This is a genomic window from Sulfurovum indicum, assembly GCF_014931715.1.
Taxonomy (GTDB): Bacteria; Campylobacterota; Campylobacteria; order Campylobacterales; family Sulfurovaceae; genus Sulfurovum; species Sulfurovum indicum.
Genome location: NZ_CP063164.1, coordinates 1,198,224 through 1,216,571, shown reverse-complemented (window position 1 = coordinate 1,216,571; position 18,348 = coordinate 1,198,224). Strand labels below are relative to the sequence as shown.

At 45.0% G+C, this 18,348-nt stretch carries 18 protein-coding genes; 3 read left to right on the top strand and 15 right to left on the bottom strand.

The genetic code is table 11. The features are described from left to right. Positions 1 to 133: 133 nt before the first annotated feature. The 11 genes from IMZ28_RS06125 to lpxB form a co-directional block, all read right to left on the bottom strand. Positions 134 to 709: a class I SAM-dependent methyltransferase gene (locus IMZ28_RS06125; RefSeq protein WP_197547714.1), complete on the bottom strand. Its 576-nt coding sequence runs from the start codon at positions 707 to 709 to the stop codon at positions 134 to 136. Then, positions 709 to 1,092 (bottom strand): HIT family protein, encoded by a 384-nt coding sequence (locus IMZ28_RS06120; RefSeq protein WP_197547713.1) that lies wholly within the window; start codon positions 1,090 to 1,092, stop codon positions 709 to 711. The genes IMZ28_RS06125 and IMZ28_RS06120 overlap by 1 nt, the downstream gene beginning before the upstream one ends. After that, positions 1,092 to 1,550, bottom strand: coding sequence for a Sua5/YciO/YrdC/YwlC family protein (locus tag IMZ28_RS06115; RefSeq protein ID WP_197547712.1), 459 nt, complete (start codon positions 1,548 to 1,550; stop codon positions 1,092 to 1,094). Before IMZ28_RS06115 ends, IMZ28_RS06120 begins: the two co-directional genes overlap by 1 nt. After that, positions 1,550 to 4,810: a carbamoyl-phosphate synthase large subunit gene (gene carB, locus IMZ28_RS06110; RefSeq protein ID WP_197547711.1), complete on the bottom strand. Its 3,261-nt coding sequence runs from the start codon at positions 4,808 to 4,810 to the stop codon at positions 1,550 to 1,552. Before carB ends, IMZ28_RS06115 begins: the two co-directional genes overlap by 1 nt. Before the next feature lie 83 nt (positions 4,811 to 4,893). After that, positions 4,894 to 5,943: a rod shape-determining protein MreC gene (mreC, locus tag IMZ28_RS06105; RefSeq protein WP_197547710.1), complete on the bottom strand. Its 1,050-nt coding sequence runs from the start codon at positions 5,941 to 5,943 to the stop codon at positions 4,894 to 4,896. Next, on the bottom strand, positions 5,933 to 6,967 hold the full coding sequence (locus IMZ28_RS06100; RefSeq protein ID WP_197547709.1) for a rod shape-determining protein: 1,035 nt from the start codon (positions 6,965 to 6,967) through the stop codon (positions 5,933 to 5,935). The genes mreC and IMZ28_RS06100 overlap by 11 nt, the downstream gene beginning before the upstream one ends. Positions 6,968 to 6,986: 19 nt before the next feature. Next, complete coding sequence (gene clpX, locus IMZ28_RS06095; protein ID WP_197547708.1) at positions 6,987 to 8,207, bottom strand: ATP-dependent Clp protease ATP-binding subunit ClpX; 1,221 nt, start codon at positions 8,205 to 8,207, stop codon at positions 6,987 to 6,989. A gap of 32 nt (positions 8,208 to 8,239) precedes the next feature. Then, positions 8,240 to 9,019, bottom strand: coding sequence for an acyl-ACP--UDP-N-acetylglucosamine O-acyltransferase (lpxA, locus tag IMZ28_RS06090; RefSeq protein WP_197547707.1), 780 nt, complete (start codon positions 9,017 to 9,019; stop codon positions 8,240 to 8,242). A 7-nt stretch (positions 9,020 to 9,026) separates the two neighbouring features. Next, positions 9,027 to 9,476, bottom strand: a complete 450-nt coding sequence (fabZ, locus tag IMZ28_RS06085) for a 3-hydroxyacyl-ACP dehydratase FabZ (protein WP_197547706.1) — start codon at positions 9,474 to 9,476, stop codon at positions 9,027 to 9,029. A 95-nt stretch (positions 9,477 to 9,571) separates the two neighbouring features. After that, positions 9,572 to 10,657 carry an epoxyqueuosine reductase QueH gene (locus tag IMZ28_RS06080; RefSeq protein WP_197547705.1) on the bottom strand — a complete coding sequence of 362 codons (1,086 nt, stop codon included), beginning with the start codon at positions 10,655 to 10,657 and terminating at the stop codon, positions 9,572 to 9,574. Between the two features lie 166 nt (positions 10,658 to 10,823). Then, complete coding sequence (gene lpxB / locus IMZ28_RS06075; protein WP_197547704.1) at positions 10,824 to 11,870, bottom strand: lipid-A-disaccharide synthase; 1,047 nt, start codon at positions 11,868 to 11,870, stop codon at positions 10,824 to 10,826. A 142-nt stretch (positions 11,871 to 12,012) separates the two neighbouring features. On the opposite strand from lpxB, the gene amrS reads away from it, so the two are divergent. From amrS to amrA, 3 genes are all read left to right on the top strand, one after another. Further along, positions 12,013 to 13,020, top strand: coding sequence for an AmmeMemoRadiSam system radical SAM enzyme (gene amrS, locus IMZ28_RS06070; RefSeq protein WP_197547703.1), 1,008 nt, complete (start codon positions 12,013 to 12,015; stop codon positions 13,018 to 13,020). 182 nt (positions 13,021 to 13,202) lie between these two features. Beyond that, complete coding sequence (gene amrB / locus IMZ28_RS06065; RefSeq protein ID WP_197547702.1) at positions 13,203 to 14,030, top strand: AmmeMemoRadiSam system protein B; 828 nt, start codon at positions 13,203 to 13,205, stop codon at positions 14,028 to 14,030. Continuing rightward, positions 14,023 to 14,586, top strand: a complete 564-nt coding sequence (gene amrA, locus IMZ28_RS06060; RefSeq protein ID WP_197547701.1) for an AmmeMemoRadiSam system protein A — start codon at positions 14,023 to 14,025, stop codon at positions 14,584 to 14,586. The genes amrB and amrA overlap by 8 nt, the downstream gene beginning before the upstream one ends. 205 nt (positions 14,587 to 14,791) lie before the next feature. Here the strand turns inward: amrA and polX are convergent, their stop codons facing one another. From polX to IMZ28_RS06040, 4 genes are all read right to left on the bottom strand, one after another. Beyond that, positions 14,792 to 16,510, bottom strand: coding sequence for a DNA polymerase/3'-5' exonuclease PolX (gene polX, locus IMZ28_RS06055; protein WP_197547700.1), 1,719 nt, complete (start codon positions 16,508 to 16,510; stop codon positions 14,792 to 14,794). Between the two features lie 82 nt (positions 16,511 to 16,592). Beyond that, positions 16,593 to 17,108, bottom strand: a complete 516-nt coding sequence (locus tag IMZ28_RS06050; protein WP_197547699.1) for a SixA phosphatase family protein — start codon at positions 17,106 to 17,108, stop codon at positions 16,593 to 16,595. Further along, entirely contained in the window at positions 17,078 to 17,368 is a 291-nt protein-coding gene (locus IMZ28_RS06045) for a hypothetical protein (RefSeq protein WP_197547698.1), read from the bottom strand. Before IMZ28_RS06045 ends, IMZ28_RS06050 begins: the two co-directional genes overlap by 31 nt. Before the next feature lie 47 nt (positions 17,369 to 17,415). Further along, on the bottom strand, positions 17,416 to 18,324 hold the full coding sequence (locus IMZ28_RS06040) for a hypothetical protein (RefSeq protein ID WP_232087425.1): 909 nt from the start codon (positions 18,322 to 18,324) through the stop codon (positions 17,416 to 17,418). Positions 18,325 to 18,348 lie beyond the last annotated feature (24 nt).

Here is an 18,348-nt window from a genome sequence, read left to right as displayed (position 1 = left end):
TGAGACACTGCTTAAGCAAGCCTGAAAAAAAGAGAAAAATTGTCTTATTTAATGTAGTTTTTCTAAAAGTGAGTTAATAAGTGATATTGAATTTTTTTTAATATCACTTAAGTTCATCTGATAGATAAGTGTTTTAGTTCTTTTGAACAACAATAGACTGTTTACGCATCTTGTAAAGTTCATGAGTTTCATTCCAGAGTTCTTCGTATGCAAGAACGGTAAAGTCGTTACTAAAAAGTTTCAAAAGTTCTTTTTCCTGCAGCAGAAAATCCGGATTTGAGTCTTTTTTCTCATTTTCCGGATGCTCCATGTAGGTTTCCAGAACAAAAAGTGCATGCGGTTTGAGTATTTTTGCAGTACGGCCAATAAGTTCTCTGTCAAGATAGTTTGTCATGACGGCAAGATCATATTTGTCTTTTTCAGGAGTAAAGTTTTCAAGATCGACCTCATGAAGTGTGACGTTAAGATCTTTTGTTCTCTGTTTCAATCTCTCCAGTGCAACGGAAGAGATATCGACAGCATCAACATGAAAACCGTTCTGTGCCAAAAAGAGGGTATGCCTTCCGCTACCACAGGCAAGGTCGATCGCCTGATGGCCCGGTGCATGGCTGAAAAACTTCTCCAGTAGAGGACTGGGAGGACGTGTTTCCAGCAGAGTTGGCTGCTCCTGATATTTTCTGTTCCATTTTATGCGGTCTTGTTCAGCCATTATAATTTCCTCTCAATATAGGATATCTTCTTAACTACTTGTCTGCAGAATGCTTCAAATGAAGGAAGGTCAAGGTTTGCATCACGCTGTTTTCTTCCCCACATCGGTTCAGGAAAGAAACTGTCTTCTTTAAAACGTGCCATGATGTGCCAGTGTACATGCGGCAGATAGTTTCCAAAGGAGGCTATGTTGATCTTTTCAGGAGCATAGCAGGAGATCATCTCTCTTTCAATAATGTCCAAAAGATCGTATATCTCAAGTTTGATCTCGGCAGGAACATCACTCATTTCTCTGTAAGGATACCGGGTAAAGATCTTAAGCCATGGTACTTCACTCTCTTCAGTCTCAATGCGGATGTTTTCATTTTCATAGAGAAGCGACATCAGCGTATCCTTTTTATTTGGTTTTTCCCCAGTTTAAAAATAGAGGAGGGGGTATTTGCCTTTTTGAGCGGTTCAATAATGACATCAGCCGCCTCTTTTGCAAAGGTCTCGTCATAAGAGTGACCGCTAAGGTTTGCCGAGGTCGTATAGGCCCATTTAAGACGATTCAGAAGTAAAAGATGGTGTTTCTCTTTTACTACACGGTAAGAGTCTCTGTTTGGCATAACATAGGTTGTTTTATTTGCTCTTCTGACTCTTTTTTTATGGCAGGATGGGACACGGGTAAATGTTTTAAGTGTATGAAGACTGTTGACAGCTTTGATGTAATATTTGTGAGAGGGGCGCTGTTTGACAGCAGTCAGTCTATCCGGATCTTGAGAGACAAAGCCGATGGTAGTATCGGTCTGCGTGAGAAAGACAAGCTCTTTCAGTACTTCTCTTCCCACTTTGTTGCTCATTACGAAAGGTAGTCTTGCAAAGCTTTGGGATCGAGACATCCATCATGTGCTTTTAACTCTTTGATAGCCAGTGCAGTAGCACGTGCTGCTGCAATAGTGGTAAAATAGGCAACATTGTTTGCAAGTACCGACTGACGGATCATTTTTGCATCGGCCTTACTTGCTTTGTTGTCACTGGTATTAATGGCCAAAGCGATCTCTTCATTTTTGATCATATCGTCAATATTTGGACGACCTTCAGAGATCTTGAGCACTTTGGTCGATGCTACTTCTGCTGCTTCAAGTGCTGCATGTGTTCCGGATGTTGCTACGATCTCAAATCCGAGATCTGTAAACATTTTTCCAATCTCTCCGGCCTGCGGTTTATCGACCTCTGTGAGTGAGAGGAAGAGTTTTCCCTCTAACGGAATATTGTTCTTGGAAGCGAACTGGGACTTGGCAAAACTCATACCAAAGTTCTCTGATATTCCCATTACCTCTCCGGTTGATTTCATCTCTGGACCAAGAATCAGGTCTGATCCCGGAAGCTTGTTGAACGGGAATACAGCCTCTTTTACAGCAACATGGCCTTTGAGATTCGGCTCCATGATTTTCTTGTCGAAGTTTACTACATTGAAGGTATCGTAGTATTTGAGTGCCTCTTTAAGGTCTCCGCGTATCATGACACGCGTGGCTACTTTTGCCAGAGGTACACCGGTTGCTTTGGAGACGAACGGTACGGTTCTTGATGCTCTCGGGTTCACCTCGATCAGGTATATCTCACCTTTGTGGATGGCATACTGGATGTTCAGCAGTCCAACCACACCAAGACCAAGTGCGATCTTCGCAGTCTGTTCTTTAACCTCCTCGACCAATGCTTCGGAAATGGAAACCGGCGGCAATGAACATGCAGAGTCACCGGAGTGGATCCCCGCCTCTTCAATATGCTGCATGACTGAACCGATATAGACATCTGTACCGTCTGAGATAGCATCTACATCAAGCTCGATGGCATTGTCAAGGAATTTGTCAATCAGTACCGGTGCTTCATTGGAAACACTGACCGCTTCATCCAGGTATTCACGCAGTTCAGCATCGTTATAGACGGTTCTCATGCCGCGTCCGCCAAGAACAAAGCTTGGACGTATCAGTACAGGGTATCCGATCCGGTTGGCAATGGCCATCGCTTCATCTTTGGCAAAAGCTGTACCGTTTGCAGGCTGTTTAAGCCCAAGATCACTAATGAAGTTCGAGAACAGTTCCCTGTCTTCCGCAAGGTCAATGACTTTGGCTGAAGTACCGGAGATCTTTGCCCCGATAGCTGTAAGGTTCTTTGCCAGTTTGAGCGGTGTCTGCCCTCCAAAGTGAACAATGACACCATCAGGCTTTTCAACTTCGATCACATTTCTGACATGCTCAAAATCGATCGGTTCGAAGTAGAGTATATCGGATGTATCATAGTCTGTTGAGACAGTCTCAGGGTTACAGTTGTACATGATAGATTTGATACCCATATCTTCCAGTGCGAATGCCGCATGGACACAACAGTAGTCAAACTCGATACCTTGACCGATACGGTTTGGTCCACCACCGATAACAAGGACTTTTTTCTCATCAGACTCTGTCTTTGCAGGCTGCGGAAGCTTGGTGATGTTTGTTGTAGAGTAGAGGTACGGTGTAAGTGCCTTGAACTCTGCTGCACAGGTATCCACTTCATTGTATTCCAATGCAATACCCAGTTTTTCTCTGGCATTGTAAATATCGTTTTCAGTAAGGTTCAGCCCCTCTTTCTTATTGATCACTTCTGCTATATAGGCATCTGAGAAGCCATCTGCTTTTGCCTCTCTAAGACGTGTTGCATCAGAGAGAAGGGCGATGTCCATTGCTTTTTCCTGTGTAACAAGCTCTTCAAACTGATAGAGGAACCAACGGTCGATCTTACAAAGATCAAAGATCGCATCGACGCTCATACCGCGTCTGAGACCTTCATAGACATAAAGCATACGCTGCGCATTAGGACGGCGTATCTCTCTTATGAGTGTTTCACTGTCACATTTGATCTCATTGAATCCGGTGAGTCCGGTCTCAAGGGAACAGAGTGCTTTCTGGAAAGACTCTTTGAACGTTCTTCCCATACTCATTGCTTCACCGACTGACTTCATAGCCGTAGTCAGAGTGGAGTCTGCCATTGGGAATTTTTCGAAAGTAAAGCGTGGAAGTTTTGTCACGATGTAGTCGATGACCGGTTCAAATGATGCCGGCGTTCCTGTAATATCGTTTGTGATCTCGTCAAGTGTGTATCCTACAGCCAGGAGAGTTGCTACTTTGGCAATAGGGTATCCTGTCGCTTTGGATGCCAATGCAGAAGAGCGGCTGACTCTCGGGTTCATCTCAATAACGATCATACGTCCAGTTTCCGGATTGATGGAGAACTGTACATTCGATCCGCCGGTATCGACACCGACTTCTCTGAGGATGGCAAAAGAGGCATCACGCATACGCTGATACTCTTTGTCGGTCAGGGTAAGGGCAGGTGCAATGGTAATAGAGTCGCCGGTATGTACGCCCATGGGGTCAAAGTTCTCGATGGAACAGACAATGATACAGTTGTCCTCGCGGTCACGGATGACCTCCATCTCATACTCTTTCCATCCAAGCAGCGACTCTTCAATAAGGATCTCAGAGATAGGAGAAGCTTCAAGTCCGCCTTTTACGATCTCTTTGAATTCATCCATGTTATAGGCTACACCTGAACCTCCGCCGGCCAGTGTGTAGGATGCACGGATGATCAGCGGGAAACCGATCTTTTTGGCTGCATCAAGCGCTTCATCCATATTGTAGGCGTATTGGGAGATGGGAAGGTCCATACCGATCTTGATCATCGCCTCTTTGAACTCCTGTCTGTCCTCACCCTTTTTGATGGCAGCAGGGTTCGCACCAAGGAATTCTACACCATCAAGCATTCCTTTCTCATACATACTCATAGCAACATTGAGCGCTGTCTGTCCACCCATTGTCGGCAAGATGGCATCGACATTCTCTTTCTCGATGATTTTCTTTATCACATCTTCTGTGATAGGCTCAATGTAGGTTCTGTGGGCAAACTCGGGATCGGTCATGATCGTAGCTGGGTTTGAATTGATAAGTACAACACGGTAGCCAAGCTCTTTGAGCGTTTTGGCTGCTTGTGTTCCGGAGTAGTCGAATTCACAGGCTTGTCCGATAACGATCGGTCCTGATCCAATAAGTAAAATGGTTTTGATATCTTCGCGTTTTGGCATGGAGAGGTACCCTTGATTTTTAGTTTAAGATTATACAGTAAAAGGGTAAAAACTGCCCTTAATAAAGGGCGTTTTTTGAAGTATCAGAAGAGATCAAGACTTTCATGGAAAGTTTTTTTCTTTTTTTGTTTTTTAACTTTCGCTTTTGGTTTTTCGGCCTCGGGATGTTCCGTCGGTACTTCCGGTTCAATGATCTCCTCCTGAGTCTGGTCAATACGGCTTGGAATACTTGAGATCTGAGGTACTGTATCGTTTTGTTCAGGCTGCATGATGATCTTTGTTATATTCTGCTCATCGAGTATGGATAGATCGGAACATGGGTCCCGGAGACGTGTAGCAGATCTGTCAAACCCTTTTGTCAGAGTTGCAGCCGAGTCCTGAATAAGGAAAAAGACCTTGGGGTGGAAAATATCGGCATAGGTTTTGATATAGGCTACTTTATAGGCGCTCTGTACGTCCACCTGGGTGACGACACCTACGGGAAGACCGGCAAAAAAGATATAGTCGAGTCCTGAGGTATACACCTTGTCTCCACGCTTGATCTTGTGCCATTTTGGAATGAACTTCACGATCATCATATTTTTCTCCAGGCCAATGGCAATACCCGGAGCCTGTTCTTTGCCGACAAAGACTGAGAAGCGGCATTTGGGATCTGACGTAAGATATCCGTAGAGCTGGTTGTTATGCAGACGTGCAATACCCGCAACCACGCTGTCCTGCATCAGACCATAGATCTGTTTTTCATTCAAGCCTTTGGGTTTGGTTAAAATGATTTGTGAAAAGCTGTTTAGCTTGACATAAGAGATCGTACTTGTCAGAGCAATATTGTGTACCGGCAGTTTGCTTAAGCGGGGAAGCACCTCATAGATATCTTTGACCTGTTTGATATAGTGGGTCTGTTCAAGCAGTCTTTTGCGAAGGATACGGTTCTCTTTGCTCAGTTTCTCTATAGATTCCTGTTGGAAAAGATAACTTTGTCCTTTGTCTTCGATCTCTTGTGTAAAGGCTTTGTAGTTTTGTTTGATAGGGTTGATAACATTTAGAAGCGTATCGGTGATACGCTTGTCATTTCGTGTCAGGAGTACTCCCAATATCAGGAGAAGCAGTATGATGATGGTGATTCTAGTCTTCATACGCCATTTGCTGTAGCAGGTCTATCTCATCAAGTGCTTTTCCTGTACCTTTGGCCACAGCAAGAAGAGGGTCTTCCGCAATATAGACCGGAAGCTTAACGATGTCGGAAAGATATTTGTCAAGACCGCGGATGAGTGCCCCGCCGCCGGTCAGTACGATCCCGTTCTCTACGATGTCACCTGCCAGTTCGGGCGGTGTATGTTCAAGTACATCTTTCAATGCCTCTGCAATCTCTTCAATAGAGTCTTTCATTGCTGCTCTGATATGTTCGGAAGTGATCTCTACGGAGGTAAGGCTTCCCTCTACCTGATCCCTTCCTCGTACCGTTGTGACAAGCTCTTCTGCAAGTGGTATAGCGGTACCGATCTTGATTTTAAGCTCTTCTGCCACACGTTCACCGATAAGCAGGTTGAAGTTTTTTTTCACATAATCGACGATCGCCTGATCGATGTGGTCTCCGGCAATCCTGATCGATTTACTCTGAACAAGACCTCCAAGAGAGGTTACTCCGATCTCTGTGGTCCCCCCGCCGATATCCACTACGAGGTTTCCGTTTGGATCTTTGACCGGGATCCCGGCTCCGATCGCAGCTGCCATAGGCTCTTCAATGAGATAGACATAGCGTGCACCGGCATTTTCTGCTGAATCCTTGACAGCCCGTCTTTCAACCTGTGTCAGGCCATAAGGTACACAGATGATGATACGGGGAGAGAAGAATCCTTTTCTTTTGTGTGCTTTTTCGATGAAGTAGCGGATCATCATCTCGGTGACTTCAAAATCGGCGATAACCCCATCTTTCATCGGGCGGATAGCACGGATGTTGCCCGGTGTTTTACCTACCATGTCTTTTGCTTCCTGACCTACGGCCAGAATACGCTGTTGTCCATGTTTGTCATACTGGATAGCTACAACGGAGGGTTCATTGATACTGATCCCCTGTCCCTTGACAAGAACCAGTGTGTTCGCTGTTCCCAGGTCGATGGCAAGGTCGTTGGAGAACATTCCCAATATTTTTTTGAACATATCGATTATCCTTTATAGCCTATGCTGTTTTTTTATCTTTGATATAGAGTGGTTTGGCACCGGTTGCAACTACTTCTTCAGTAATGACTACTTCATATCCGTCAAGTTCCGGAAGTTCATACATGATATCAAGCAGTATCTCTTCCATGATAGATCTCAGTCCTCGTGCACCGGTCTTTCGGTCCAGTGCTTTTTGTGCGATGAGTGCAAGTGCATCCTCCTCGAAAGACAAGCTCACATTATCGATCTCAAAGAGTTTTTGGTACTGTTTTACCAGTGAGTTCTTCGGTTCAACCAGGATACGTACCATATCTTCTTTGCTGATCTCACCCAGGGTTGTCAGTACATGCAGACGTCCTATCAGTTCAGGGATGAGTCCGTAAGTGACGAGGTCGTCCGCTTCTACCATAGGGAGCAGGTTCTCTTCTTCCTTTTTGGAACGTTTTGCCTGTCCAAATCCCAGTACATTCGAACCGAGTCTTCTCTTGAGAATATCGTTAAGTCCGTCAAATGCACCGCCACAAATGAAAAGGATGTTGGAAGTATCGATCTGGATAAAGTCCTGGTTCGGATGTTTACGTCCGCCTTTTGGCGGGATATTCACTACAGAACCCTCTATGAGTTTCAGCAGGGCCTGCTGTACACCTTCTCCGGAGACATCACGGGTAATAGATCGGTTCTCTCCCATACGTGCGATCTTGTCAACCTCATCGATAAAGACGATGCCCTGTTCTGCACGCTTGACATCTCCGTCTGCTGCCATAAGGAGTTTAGTAAGGATATTTTCCACATCCTCACCTACATAGCCTGCTTCTGTGAGATTTGTTGCATCAGCAATGGCAATGGGTACGTTTAAAAATCTTGCAATGGTCTGTGCCAACAGTGTTTTACCTGAACCGGTAGGTCCAATGAGAAGAACATTGGATTTTGCGATCTGGGTATCATCTTCGGCAGTATCTCTGAAAATACGTTTGTAGTGATTGTAGACAGCCACTGAAAGTGTTTTTTTCGCATTGTCCTGTCCGATCACATACTCGTTGAGTATGGCATTGATCTCTTTTGGGGTATAAAGAACATGGGTCTCTGCATCATAGTCGGATTCCTGTTCTTCCTCTTCTCCAAAAAGGATCTTATAGGCAGAGATCACACAGTTGGAGCAGATATAGGCATTCTCTCCGGCTATCAGTGGATTCTCTTCACTTTCAACAGCAGTACAGAAGCTACACGCTTTAATTGACATATTTTATCCTCATATTTTCTTTCTAAATTATACTATTTTCTGGTAAACGGAATACCGCGTTTGGATGTTTTTATGAACATACATAATGCTTTGACATAGGGGGATTCATCTGTTTCGAAGAGTGTCTGTGCCACTTCCTGCAGCGGTTTCCCCTGTTCGAAGAGCTCTCTGTAGGCACTTTTAAGGCTGTTGATCTCTTCACGGTCTATTTTGCGTCTGAGTCCGGTAAGATTCAGTCCCCGGAGTACGGCACGATTGCCTTCTGCAAGACAGTAGGGGGGAATATCCTGCGCCACTGCACTGGCACCGCCGACCATGGCATAATCTCCAATATGTACGAACTGGTGAACAGGAGTAAGCCCGCCTATGACCACATGGTTGCCAAGCTCGACATGACCCGCAAGGGTAGCACCGTTTGCCAGGATACAGTGGTCTCCCAGGATCACATCATGACCGAGGTGGACATAGCCCATAAGAAGGTTGTGGTTACCTATCTTGGTGACCATACCGCCACCTTTGGTACCTGGATTAAGCAGTGTGAATTCTCTAATGGTATTGTTGTCACCAATGATCAGTTCACTCTCCTCACCGTCATACTTGAGGTCCTGTGGAATAGTTCCTACGGCCGCATGGGAAAAAATACGGTTGTTTTTCCCGATCGTTGTAATACCTTCAATGACAGCATGGGCAGCTACAGTTGTCCCTTCGCCGATCTTGACTCTTGGTCCAATATAGGCAAAAGGTCCTATGGTAACATTCTCTCCGAGGACCGCTCCTTTTTCAATAATCGCTGTTTGATGTATATTGGGCATAAGGAACCTACTTGTCTACGATCATGGCTTTAAGTTCAGCCTGTGCCACAACCTTGTCATCGACATAGGCTTTTGCATCGAGCTGCCAGACTGCCCCTTTGTTCTTGATAACATTGATTTTGTAGACCAGCTGATCACCCGGAGTCACAGGAGATCGGAATTTTGCCTTGTCGATGCTCATGAAATAAACTACTTTATTTTCGATCTCTTCCTGGGAAGCATTGTTCATGCTCTTGAATGCAAGTACACCGCCGGCCTGTGCCATTCCTTCAATAATCATGACACCGGGATAGATAGGATGATCAGGGAAATGTCCCTGAAAGACCGGCTCGGAAATGGAGACATTTTTATAGCCTTCGATATACTCCCCCTCTTGGAGACCGGTAATACGGTCGACCAGAAGGAATGGATATCTGTGTGGCAGAATTTTTTGAATTTCAACAACATTTAATAGCACTTGAAAACCTTTTTTAGTATAAAATTTGCTTATTTTATCTAAAAATTGGTAAAAAATGGTTTAGCCTCTCTTTTCAGATTCTTTGTATCATGAATTTACTGTGCCAGTTGTATAAGCCTCTCCTCTACATCACTATAGGTCTCACTCTGTATAAGAAGTTCGATCTTCTTTGAAGGGATCTCTTCTGTGACAACAACGGCCGAAAGGTCATAGGCATCGAGGCCGAGCCGGGATCTTAGAGCAACTTCATCTTTAAACTCCGGCGGGTTGAAGAGCAGTTCTGTAAGCGAGGTGTACGTGGTAGCAAGCAGTTGGTTGTAGGTTGCAAGAGTAATGAACTTTACCTCATCTCTGCTCATATGGTGTACATCATTGATTTGATACTCTATCTTTCCTCTGGTATATTCACCTTTCAGTGTAGAGTAGGGAAGAATATGTGCCGCTACAACCTCTTTACGCACTTTGAGCATGGCAAATTTCAATCGCCAGTTCAGAAAACGCTGTTTGACTATCTTGTACGGGATATTTTGTTCTTCAAGTTCCCAGCGTTTTTCATAGAGTCTGATGCGTGCCTCGATGGATTCAGGCTGTATCTGTCCGGAGAGAGGAACAAAGAGTTCATCTGCCAGTTTCTGCTGCTGCTCTCTTTGCATGGTCAGTCCGAAAAGACATCCGCAATAGTCCTGACGGTAAAGCGCATCCTCTTTGGCCAGGATATTTTGCTCCTGGGTACCTGATGCCTTACGGTAATCAGGGGCGATAAACGAGATACCTTCCCGTTCAGCCAAAGCATCACCGGCTGCCTTAAGCTGCTTGAGTGACTTTTTGGGAGAAGTAAGCAGTGTCGAGGTAAATGTTTTTTCGCCAAGCTGTGCCGCTTTTTGTGCCGAGACTTCAAACCGTCTGTCAAAACAGACTGCACAGCGTGCCCCTTTCTCAGGTTCGTGTTCCAAACCTCTTACCGCATCAAGCCAGTTCTCTGTATCATACTCACCTTCTATGAGTTCAATACCAAGCATCCTGCAGCTGCGTTTGACATCGAGCAGGCGCAGATAGTACTCTGAATAGGGGTGAATGTTGGGGTCGTAAAAGAAACCCACAAGTTTCTCTTTCGGATACTCTTTTTGGAGTTTCTGTAGAAAGTAGTGGCTGTCGACGGAGCAGCAGATATGAACTAACATGGAGTACTCCGTGTTAGTTCAGTTGATAGTTGATAGTTGATAGTCGATAGCGTTGGAATGGATTGCTTTGCAATGCTTTTATTTCGATTACCCATTACTCATTCCTTGTTAAAATTTTTGTAGGCTGGATTTATCCACCTTTACTATTTTGGTGGGTCAACCCACTCTATGTTTGCATAATGATCCTCGCGACATTTTCCGAACTGCCATGATCAAGGTATTCTTTCAATTCTTTGGCTTTGTCGGTGAACTTTTTCCGGTCGGTATTGTAGTACTCTTTGACCAGATTGTCAACGGTTACCTTATCCTGGAGCAGTTCATTGTGCAAGGTTGTACCGTTGTGGTGTGTGAGAATAATATTGGCCAGTCCTACCTGTTTGATACCGAGTATTTTTGTACCCACAAAAAAATCGAACTTTTTTGCAATATAAGCCAGGGTAAAAGGGGTACCTATGAGGGCTGCTTCCAGGGTAGCAGTACCTGAACAGATGAAAGCGAACTCTGCACGTGAGAGTGCCTCCTGTGTGTTGCGTACGATCTCAAAGTTCCGGTTACCGATATAGAGTTTTGCGATCTGGTCTCTGCTGAAATGGGGAGGGATGACAAGCAGAGGACGGATATCGGGGAATTGTTTGCGTACTTCAAGAAAAATGGGCATAAGACGCTCTATCTCTCCTTTACGGCTTCCGGGAAGAAAAGCAATACACCCCCTGTTCTCTTCGTGATGGCATACAGCATTGATTTCATCGAGCAGAGGATGCCCGACATATTGCGCTTTACCGCTTGGATAATAACTGGTCTCAAAAGGGAGGATGCCAAGTAGATGGTCGCAGTATTTTTCAAGTTTCTCGACACGTTTGGGACGGCTTGCCCAGACCTGAGGCAGGATGTAGTAGACGATCTCCTTCTCTGGGTACTTCTCTTTGAGTTTTTTGGCCAGCGGCAGGTTGAAGCCTGACGAGTCCATCAAAAGCACTTTGTCCGCCTCTTTTGCAAGATCAACCATCTTATCGGCTGTTTTGAAGAACCAGCGCAGCTTTTTGACGGCATCGACCACCCCCATGATCGCCATTTGGGTAATGTCATACAGTGGTGTACCTGCGTCGATGCGTTTGTCAAAAATACCTATAAGCTCAATCTCCTTTGTATGTTTGAGTACTTCACGCAGATGCAGATTGGCAGAGGGTTCGATAGCTGATACAAGCAGTTTCATTTGTCAGTTTCCTTGGGCTTGGGGTATATTCATTTGTGGAGTATACAAAAAGAATCTAAAATAACAATGTATCGTTTGACATTTGATACCTTTAGTGATATAATGAAGTAAACTTTAGTCCATTAGTATAAAGGTTAAGCCGATGACTTATCATGAAACATTTAAATACTATACCCCTGAAGAGAATAGGAAGATTGTTTGCAACCTTTGCAGGCACAGGTGTCAACTGAAAGAAGGGGAAGTAGGTATCTGCGGAGTGAACCAGAATGTAGAAGGAGAGCTGAAAACGCTGGTGTATGGCCATCCTGTAGCGGTACATGTGGATCCGGTTGAGAAGAAGCCGCTCTATCATCTCATTCCCGGTTCGAAGGTACTTTCTTTTGGGACAGTTGGGTGTAACTTCAAATGCCCATTCTGTCAGAACTGGGATATTTCACAAAGTAAAATGGTCAATGAAGATATCGAAGTGAGCCCTGACCTGATGGTAGAACTTGCCATCGAACATGGTGCCAAGTCAATAGCCTATACCTATAATGAACCGACTATTTTTTACCCGTATGCAAAAGATATCGGGCTTATTGCAAAAGAGAAAGGGATTAAGAATATTTTTGTCAGTAACGGCTTTGAGTCCCCTGAGATGGTCGATGATATGGCAAGCTGGGTAGATGCGGCCAATATTGATCTTAAAAGCTGGGATGACAAATATTACAAAAAGGTCCTCAAAGGCGGATTGGAAGAGGTCAGGGATACACTGAGACGACTGGTAAAGAACGGTGTGTGGGTGGAAGTGACGACACTGCTTATAGAAGGTGAAAATGACAGTGACAAGGAGCTGAGCGAGATGGCTGCGTTCATTGCAAACGATCTGGGGGTCCATGTCCCATGGCATTTGAGTGCATTCTATCCCAACTACAAGATGCAGGACCATGATGCGACAAAAACGGCAACACTGAAAAGGGCCCGCAAGATCGGAAAAGAGGCTGGACTGAAATATATTTATCTCGGGAATGTTGATGCGGACTCTGATACGTACTGTCCACACTGCGAAACACTGCTGATCGAAAGAAAAAGATATGGAGAGATCACAACACATCTGGAAGGTGACCGTTGCCCTGTGTGTAAAAACACTATAGAAGGAGTGTGGGAATGAGAAGTGCGGAACGAACGGAAACTGCTTCACGCTTGCAGCCTCGGAACCGTGAAGCCCTTAGGTGAACAGGAACAGTTTTATGTTCATCAGCCTGAAACCGGAGGTGATCTCTTCGTAAGTCTACTGAAGGTAAAGTGGAATAAAGAGCCTGTAGAGGCATATATGAATAGGAGGGTACAGCTATGACAACAGGTAAATCTGTCAGAAGTACAGCTGTAGCCGGACAGTTCTATCCGGCAGGAAAAGATGAAATATTAAAGATGATTGATCATTATAATACGATACTTGATGAGCATGCCGATATGAAGAAGCTGTTCTCGTTAAGATCCAGAGCAGTTATTGTCCCGCATGCTGGATATATCTATTCCGGATTCACAGCAAACGTTGTACTGCGTATGCTGGCAGCCCAGAATCTAAAGCGTATTGCAGTGATCGGGCCCAGCCACCGGGTTTACCTTGATGGCATATCGGTAGCTGACTATGAGAGTTATGAGACGCCGCTTGGTGTTTTGAATATAGACAAAGAGACAGTAAAGGTCCTTGAGAGACGGTTTGGAATCCACTTTTATCCGGATGCTCATCAGGAACACAGTACGGAGGTACAGATGCCGTTCATTAAGCATTATATGCCTGATGTTTCAGTAGTGGAACTGGTCTATGGTGATGTTGCACCACAGGAACTTGCCGATGTCATTGACTATTTGCTTGAAGATCCTCAGACAGCAGTGGTGATCAGCACGGATCTGAGTCACTACTATGACATTGAGAAAGCTAAACGGCTGGACAGTATTTGTCTTGATGCCATTATGAATCTGAAGCCGTCTGAACTGCATCAGGGATGTGAAGCGTGTGGGAAGAGAGGAGTGGAGGCTATGCTGGTATCAGCCAGACACAAAGGCTTGAGACCGCATATACTCGACTATCGAACAAGTGCGGATGCCAGCGGGGACAGATCACAGGTGGTAGGCTATGTCAGTGTTGCTTTTACACAGGAGGATCAAGATGGGTAAAAAAGAGGTATTGCTGAAACTGGCACGTGCAGCGATCGCACAGAAATTCGGCATCGACTATGGTGTCGATATGGAGACACTGCGCAGAGAAAATCCGTGGCTCAGTAAAAAAGGGGCGGCATTTGTGACACTGAACAAAAAGGCAGACGGGACACTTAGAGGCTGTATCGGCTCCATCATAGCTCACCGCGCACTCTATGAGGATATCATTCAAAATGCCCAGAGTGCTGCGTTTGGTGATCCGAGATTTGATGCCTTGAGTCCTGAAGAGTTCGACAAGATCACCATAGAGGTCTCTTTACTCACCGAGCCAAAACTGCTTCCTTACACTTCAGCAGCAGATCTGAAGTCGAAACTCAGACCCGGCATTGACGGGGTAATCCTGAAAAAGGGACCTTACCAGGCAACTTTTCTACCGCAGGTATGGGAGCAGCTGCCTACCTTCGAGAGCTTTATGACGCACCTGTGCCAAAAGGCAGGTATGGTGTCAAACTGTCTGGAAGAGCACCCTGAAATCTTTGTCTACCAGGCAGAAGAGTATTATGAGAACCGTTAAGCAAACGACAACTGCTTGTCGTTTGTAGGTTCGGAACCAGAGCGGTCGTAGCAAAGCGGAGCCGCAGCGGCAAAACCGTTAAGCAAACGACAACTGCTTGTCGTTTGTAGGTTCGGAACCAGAGCGGTCGTAGTAAAGCGGAGCCGCAGCGGAAAAACCGTTAAGCAAACGACAACTGCTTGTCGTTTGTAGGTTCGGAACAAGTTTACTTTTTTAATACTTTTTTAAGTTCTTTCAGACCTCTTGTATTGACAACATTCTCTTTTCCAAGCCATCCGCGTCGTGCCTGTCCGATACCGTAATGCATGAGATCGAGATCATTGACGGAGTGGGCATCGGTAGAGATAGCAATGGGTACCCCAGCCTCTTTTGCCATTTTACAGTGTATATCATTGAGATCGAGACGATCAGGCTGCGCATTGAGTTCAAGTATACATCCGCATTGGGCTGCTGCATGTATGATGGCCTCCATATCGATATCATAAGGATCACGCAGACCGATAAGCCGTCCTGTAGGATGGCCCAGAATGGTGAAGAAGGGATGTTCCATCGCTTTGAGAATACGTTTGGTCTGTGCCTGCTGTGAAAGATCAAACTTGAAATGGACAGCGCAGACAGTAAGGTCAAGTTCTTTGAGAATACTCTCCGGAAGATCAAGACTGCCGTCTTCAAGAATGTCGACTTCTGCGGACTTCAGGATAGTAATACCCTGGAGTTCCTCATTAAGCCGGTCAATCTCCTCGAGTTGTTTTTTGGCTTTCTTCTCATCCAGTCCGTGTGCGACGGCAAGGTGTCTGGTATGGTCGGTAACAGCAATGTATTCATACCCTTTCTCTTTTGCTCTGAGTGCCATTTCCCGGATCGTATTGGTGCCGTCACTGTAGGTCGTATGTATATGCAGATCACCCTGTATCTCTTCTTCTGAGACCAAAGAGGGAAGTCTGTGTTGTTGGGCCACCACTATTTCTCCTCTGTTTTCACGAAGTTCAGGCGCAATGTAGTCCATATCAAGTTTTTTGTAAATATCCTCTTCTTTCTCCCCGCCGATTCTTTTTCCCTTTTTGTAAATACCGTATTCATTGATCTTCATCTCTTTGGTAATGGCCAGTTTTCGCAAGGCTATATTGTGGGCTTTCGATCCGGTAAAGTGGTGTAGGGCCGCACCAAAGTTTTCAGCCGGAACTACCCTGAGGTCGACAGTGATACCGTTGATCAGAATGACGGAAGAGCGTGTCGGTCCCTTCATGAGCACTCTTTCTGCCTCCGGCAGTGTAGTGAAATGCTCCATAATGTCATTTTCTGTTTCAGCAGCGGCAACGATATCAATATCATGCACTGTTTCAGATCTTCTTCTGATACTTCCTGCAACTTCAATTTCGATCAGGCCTTTTGCTGAACAGAGTGTTTCCAGAAGCCACCGGGAAACAGAATCTGCTTCTGAAAGAGGGTAGCGCTTCTCCTCGTAGCGTCTCTTTTTCAGTTCTTTTTCGATCATCTCTATAAGTTTGGGACCAAAGCTGGGTACACTTTGCAGTTTGTCCTGTCTGAGTGCGTTTTCAAGGTCATGCAGGGAATTGATATGGAGAAATTCATGCAGGAGGCGTACCCGTCTTGGACCCAGTCCCGGTATCTTCAGCAGTTTTTCTATTCCCGGAGGATGGATACGTTTGAGTTTTTCAAGATAAGAGAGCTTTCCTGTTTGGACGATCTCCGTGATCTTTTTGGCAAGCTCCCTGCCTATACCTTTTAAAGAGGTAAGATCAAATTGCTCCTCCACAAGGTCTGCCATATTTCTGGGATGGGAGAGAATGGTTCTGGCAGCATTTCTGTAAGCCCGTACCCTGAAAGGATTTTCACCGTCAATGTCGATCAGATCGGCTGTTTCATTGAAGATGTCAGCGATCTGACGGTTGGTGACTCGCATACTTGTCCTTTCATCTTTGATGAATATATTCTATCATGTGAATAGAAAAATGAAAAGAGTAAAAGATGTTTGAAAAACAGGATCACCCCGCATGGGGAGCATATTTCCTTGGATATTCAAAAAAAAGCTGGCTGCCTTTATCTAATGAGGTGTCATCATTTTGAAAGCCGATACCGACGACTCCTGTTGTAGGAATATTGAAGATGGGGATATCGGATATCTCATCATTGAACATTGTCAGCCCCGGATTGTGTCCCACTATCATAACGGCATCATACTTTTCAAATGCTGTCTGGATGACCTCTTTAATATCTGAAGTGTGGGCTTCGTAGAGTTTTTCTTCTGTCTCAAGCGCTGCATGGAGTGTTTTTGCAAAGATCTTTGCTGTTTTGCGTGCCCGTTTGGCAGGACTTGAAATAATGATATCGGGTCTAATGCCCATCTCTTTCAGCTTTTGGGCCATAAGTGGTGCATCGCGTTTGCCGCGTTTGTTCAACGGTCTGTCAAAATCAGAGAGGGTAAAGTCTTTCCAGCTTGATTTGGCATGACGCAGAAGGTAGAGCCTTTTCATGAAGTCTGACTGTTGTATTGGTGCCATATTTCCCATATCTCGGCTGCCATAGCCTCATACTTTTTACGTTCACCGACAGCATCTTTTCCGTACCAGCTTTGAAACTCTTCAAAAACAATATCGGCAAGCTCCTCTTTTGTATGTACCTCTTTGATACGTGAGAGAATGGTCGCTGCTTCAAGATCGTACTCATCATCTTCTGCAATAGCTGCACCTACGTTCATGGGGTCATACTTCAGAAGGATCGCACTGATCTCAAGGTGAAGCGCCCGGTTCTTCTTTTTCATTAGTCTGCCTCCTGTCCGTTTTTTGAGATATTCTAACAGATAATGCTTTATTGATAGTTAATATATGTAGGCATGTTTTTTATTTTGTATCTTCCCACAGGTTCCAGCCCAAGTACCTGCCTGGGTGACATAAGAGGGTTGTCTTCTTTAAAAAAGAGTTTGAACCCTCCGGCAAATTTTACAGCTCGACTCTTTGTGTAGATGCCGTTATAGATTTTGACTTTCAATGCAGGTGAACCATGTCCGTCCAGATTCATAACAAGGTGGATCTTCTCATAATACCTGAGTGCATTCTTATGGGCAAGCATCTTTTCCGTGAACATATGTACTATCAGTATCTTCTCTTCTCTAATACTGTGCTCTTTAAGATAGCTGCTCATTAAAGCCTGTACCTGATTGATCTCTTCGGCTGTAACTGAACCGATCACTTTTCCCGGACGTACGTTCAGGTTGTCTACGGAAAATTCCGGATCGATGGCTATATGGACATTCTCATACTTGAGATATCGTAAAACAGGCTTTATGGCCTGAGGAGGGCTCTTTTTACCCAGCTGCATGTCAAGGATCACGACTGCTCCATACTCTTTGGCTTTGTGAATGTATTTGAGCAGAGTTTTTTCTGAAAGCGGAATAAGATAGTTCCCGCCGGTACCGGGCTCCCTGATAGCAAGATCATAGACAACATCTACACCGGGCGTTATACGGTACCTGTAGTTCAGTATTTTTTCATACTCTTTTGCATGAGCTTTGATCTTTCTGAAAAGCGTATCAAGAGGGTATTGTCCCAAAATTCCCATTCTGGAGGTGCCGGGGCGTCCATAGTAGGCCAGGATCATATCGTAGTCTGATGGAAGCTTTGAAAGATCTTCTTTTTCTCTGGTGATCTTTTCTGATGCCAAAACAGATGTTCCAAGTATCAGCAGTATGCCAGCGGTTTTTAGAATATTGGTGATCATTTTACTCCTCTTGATCTCTTGTGA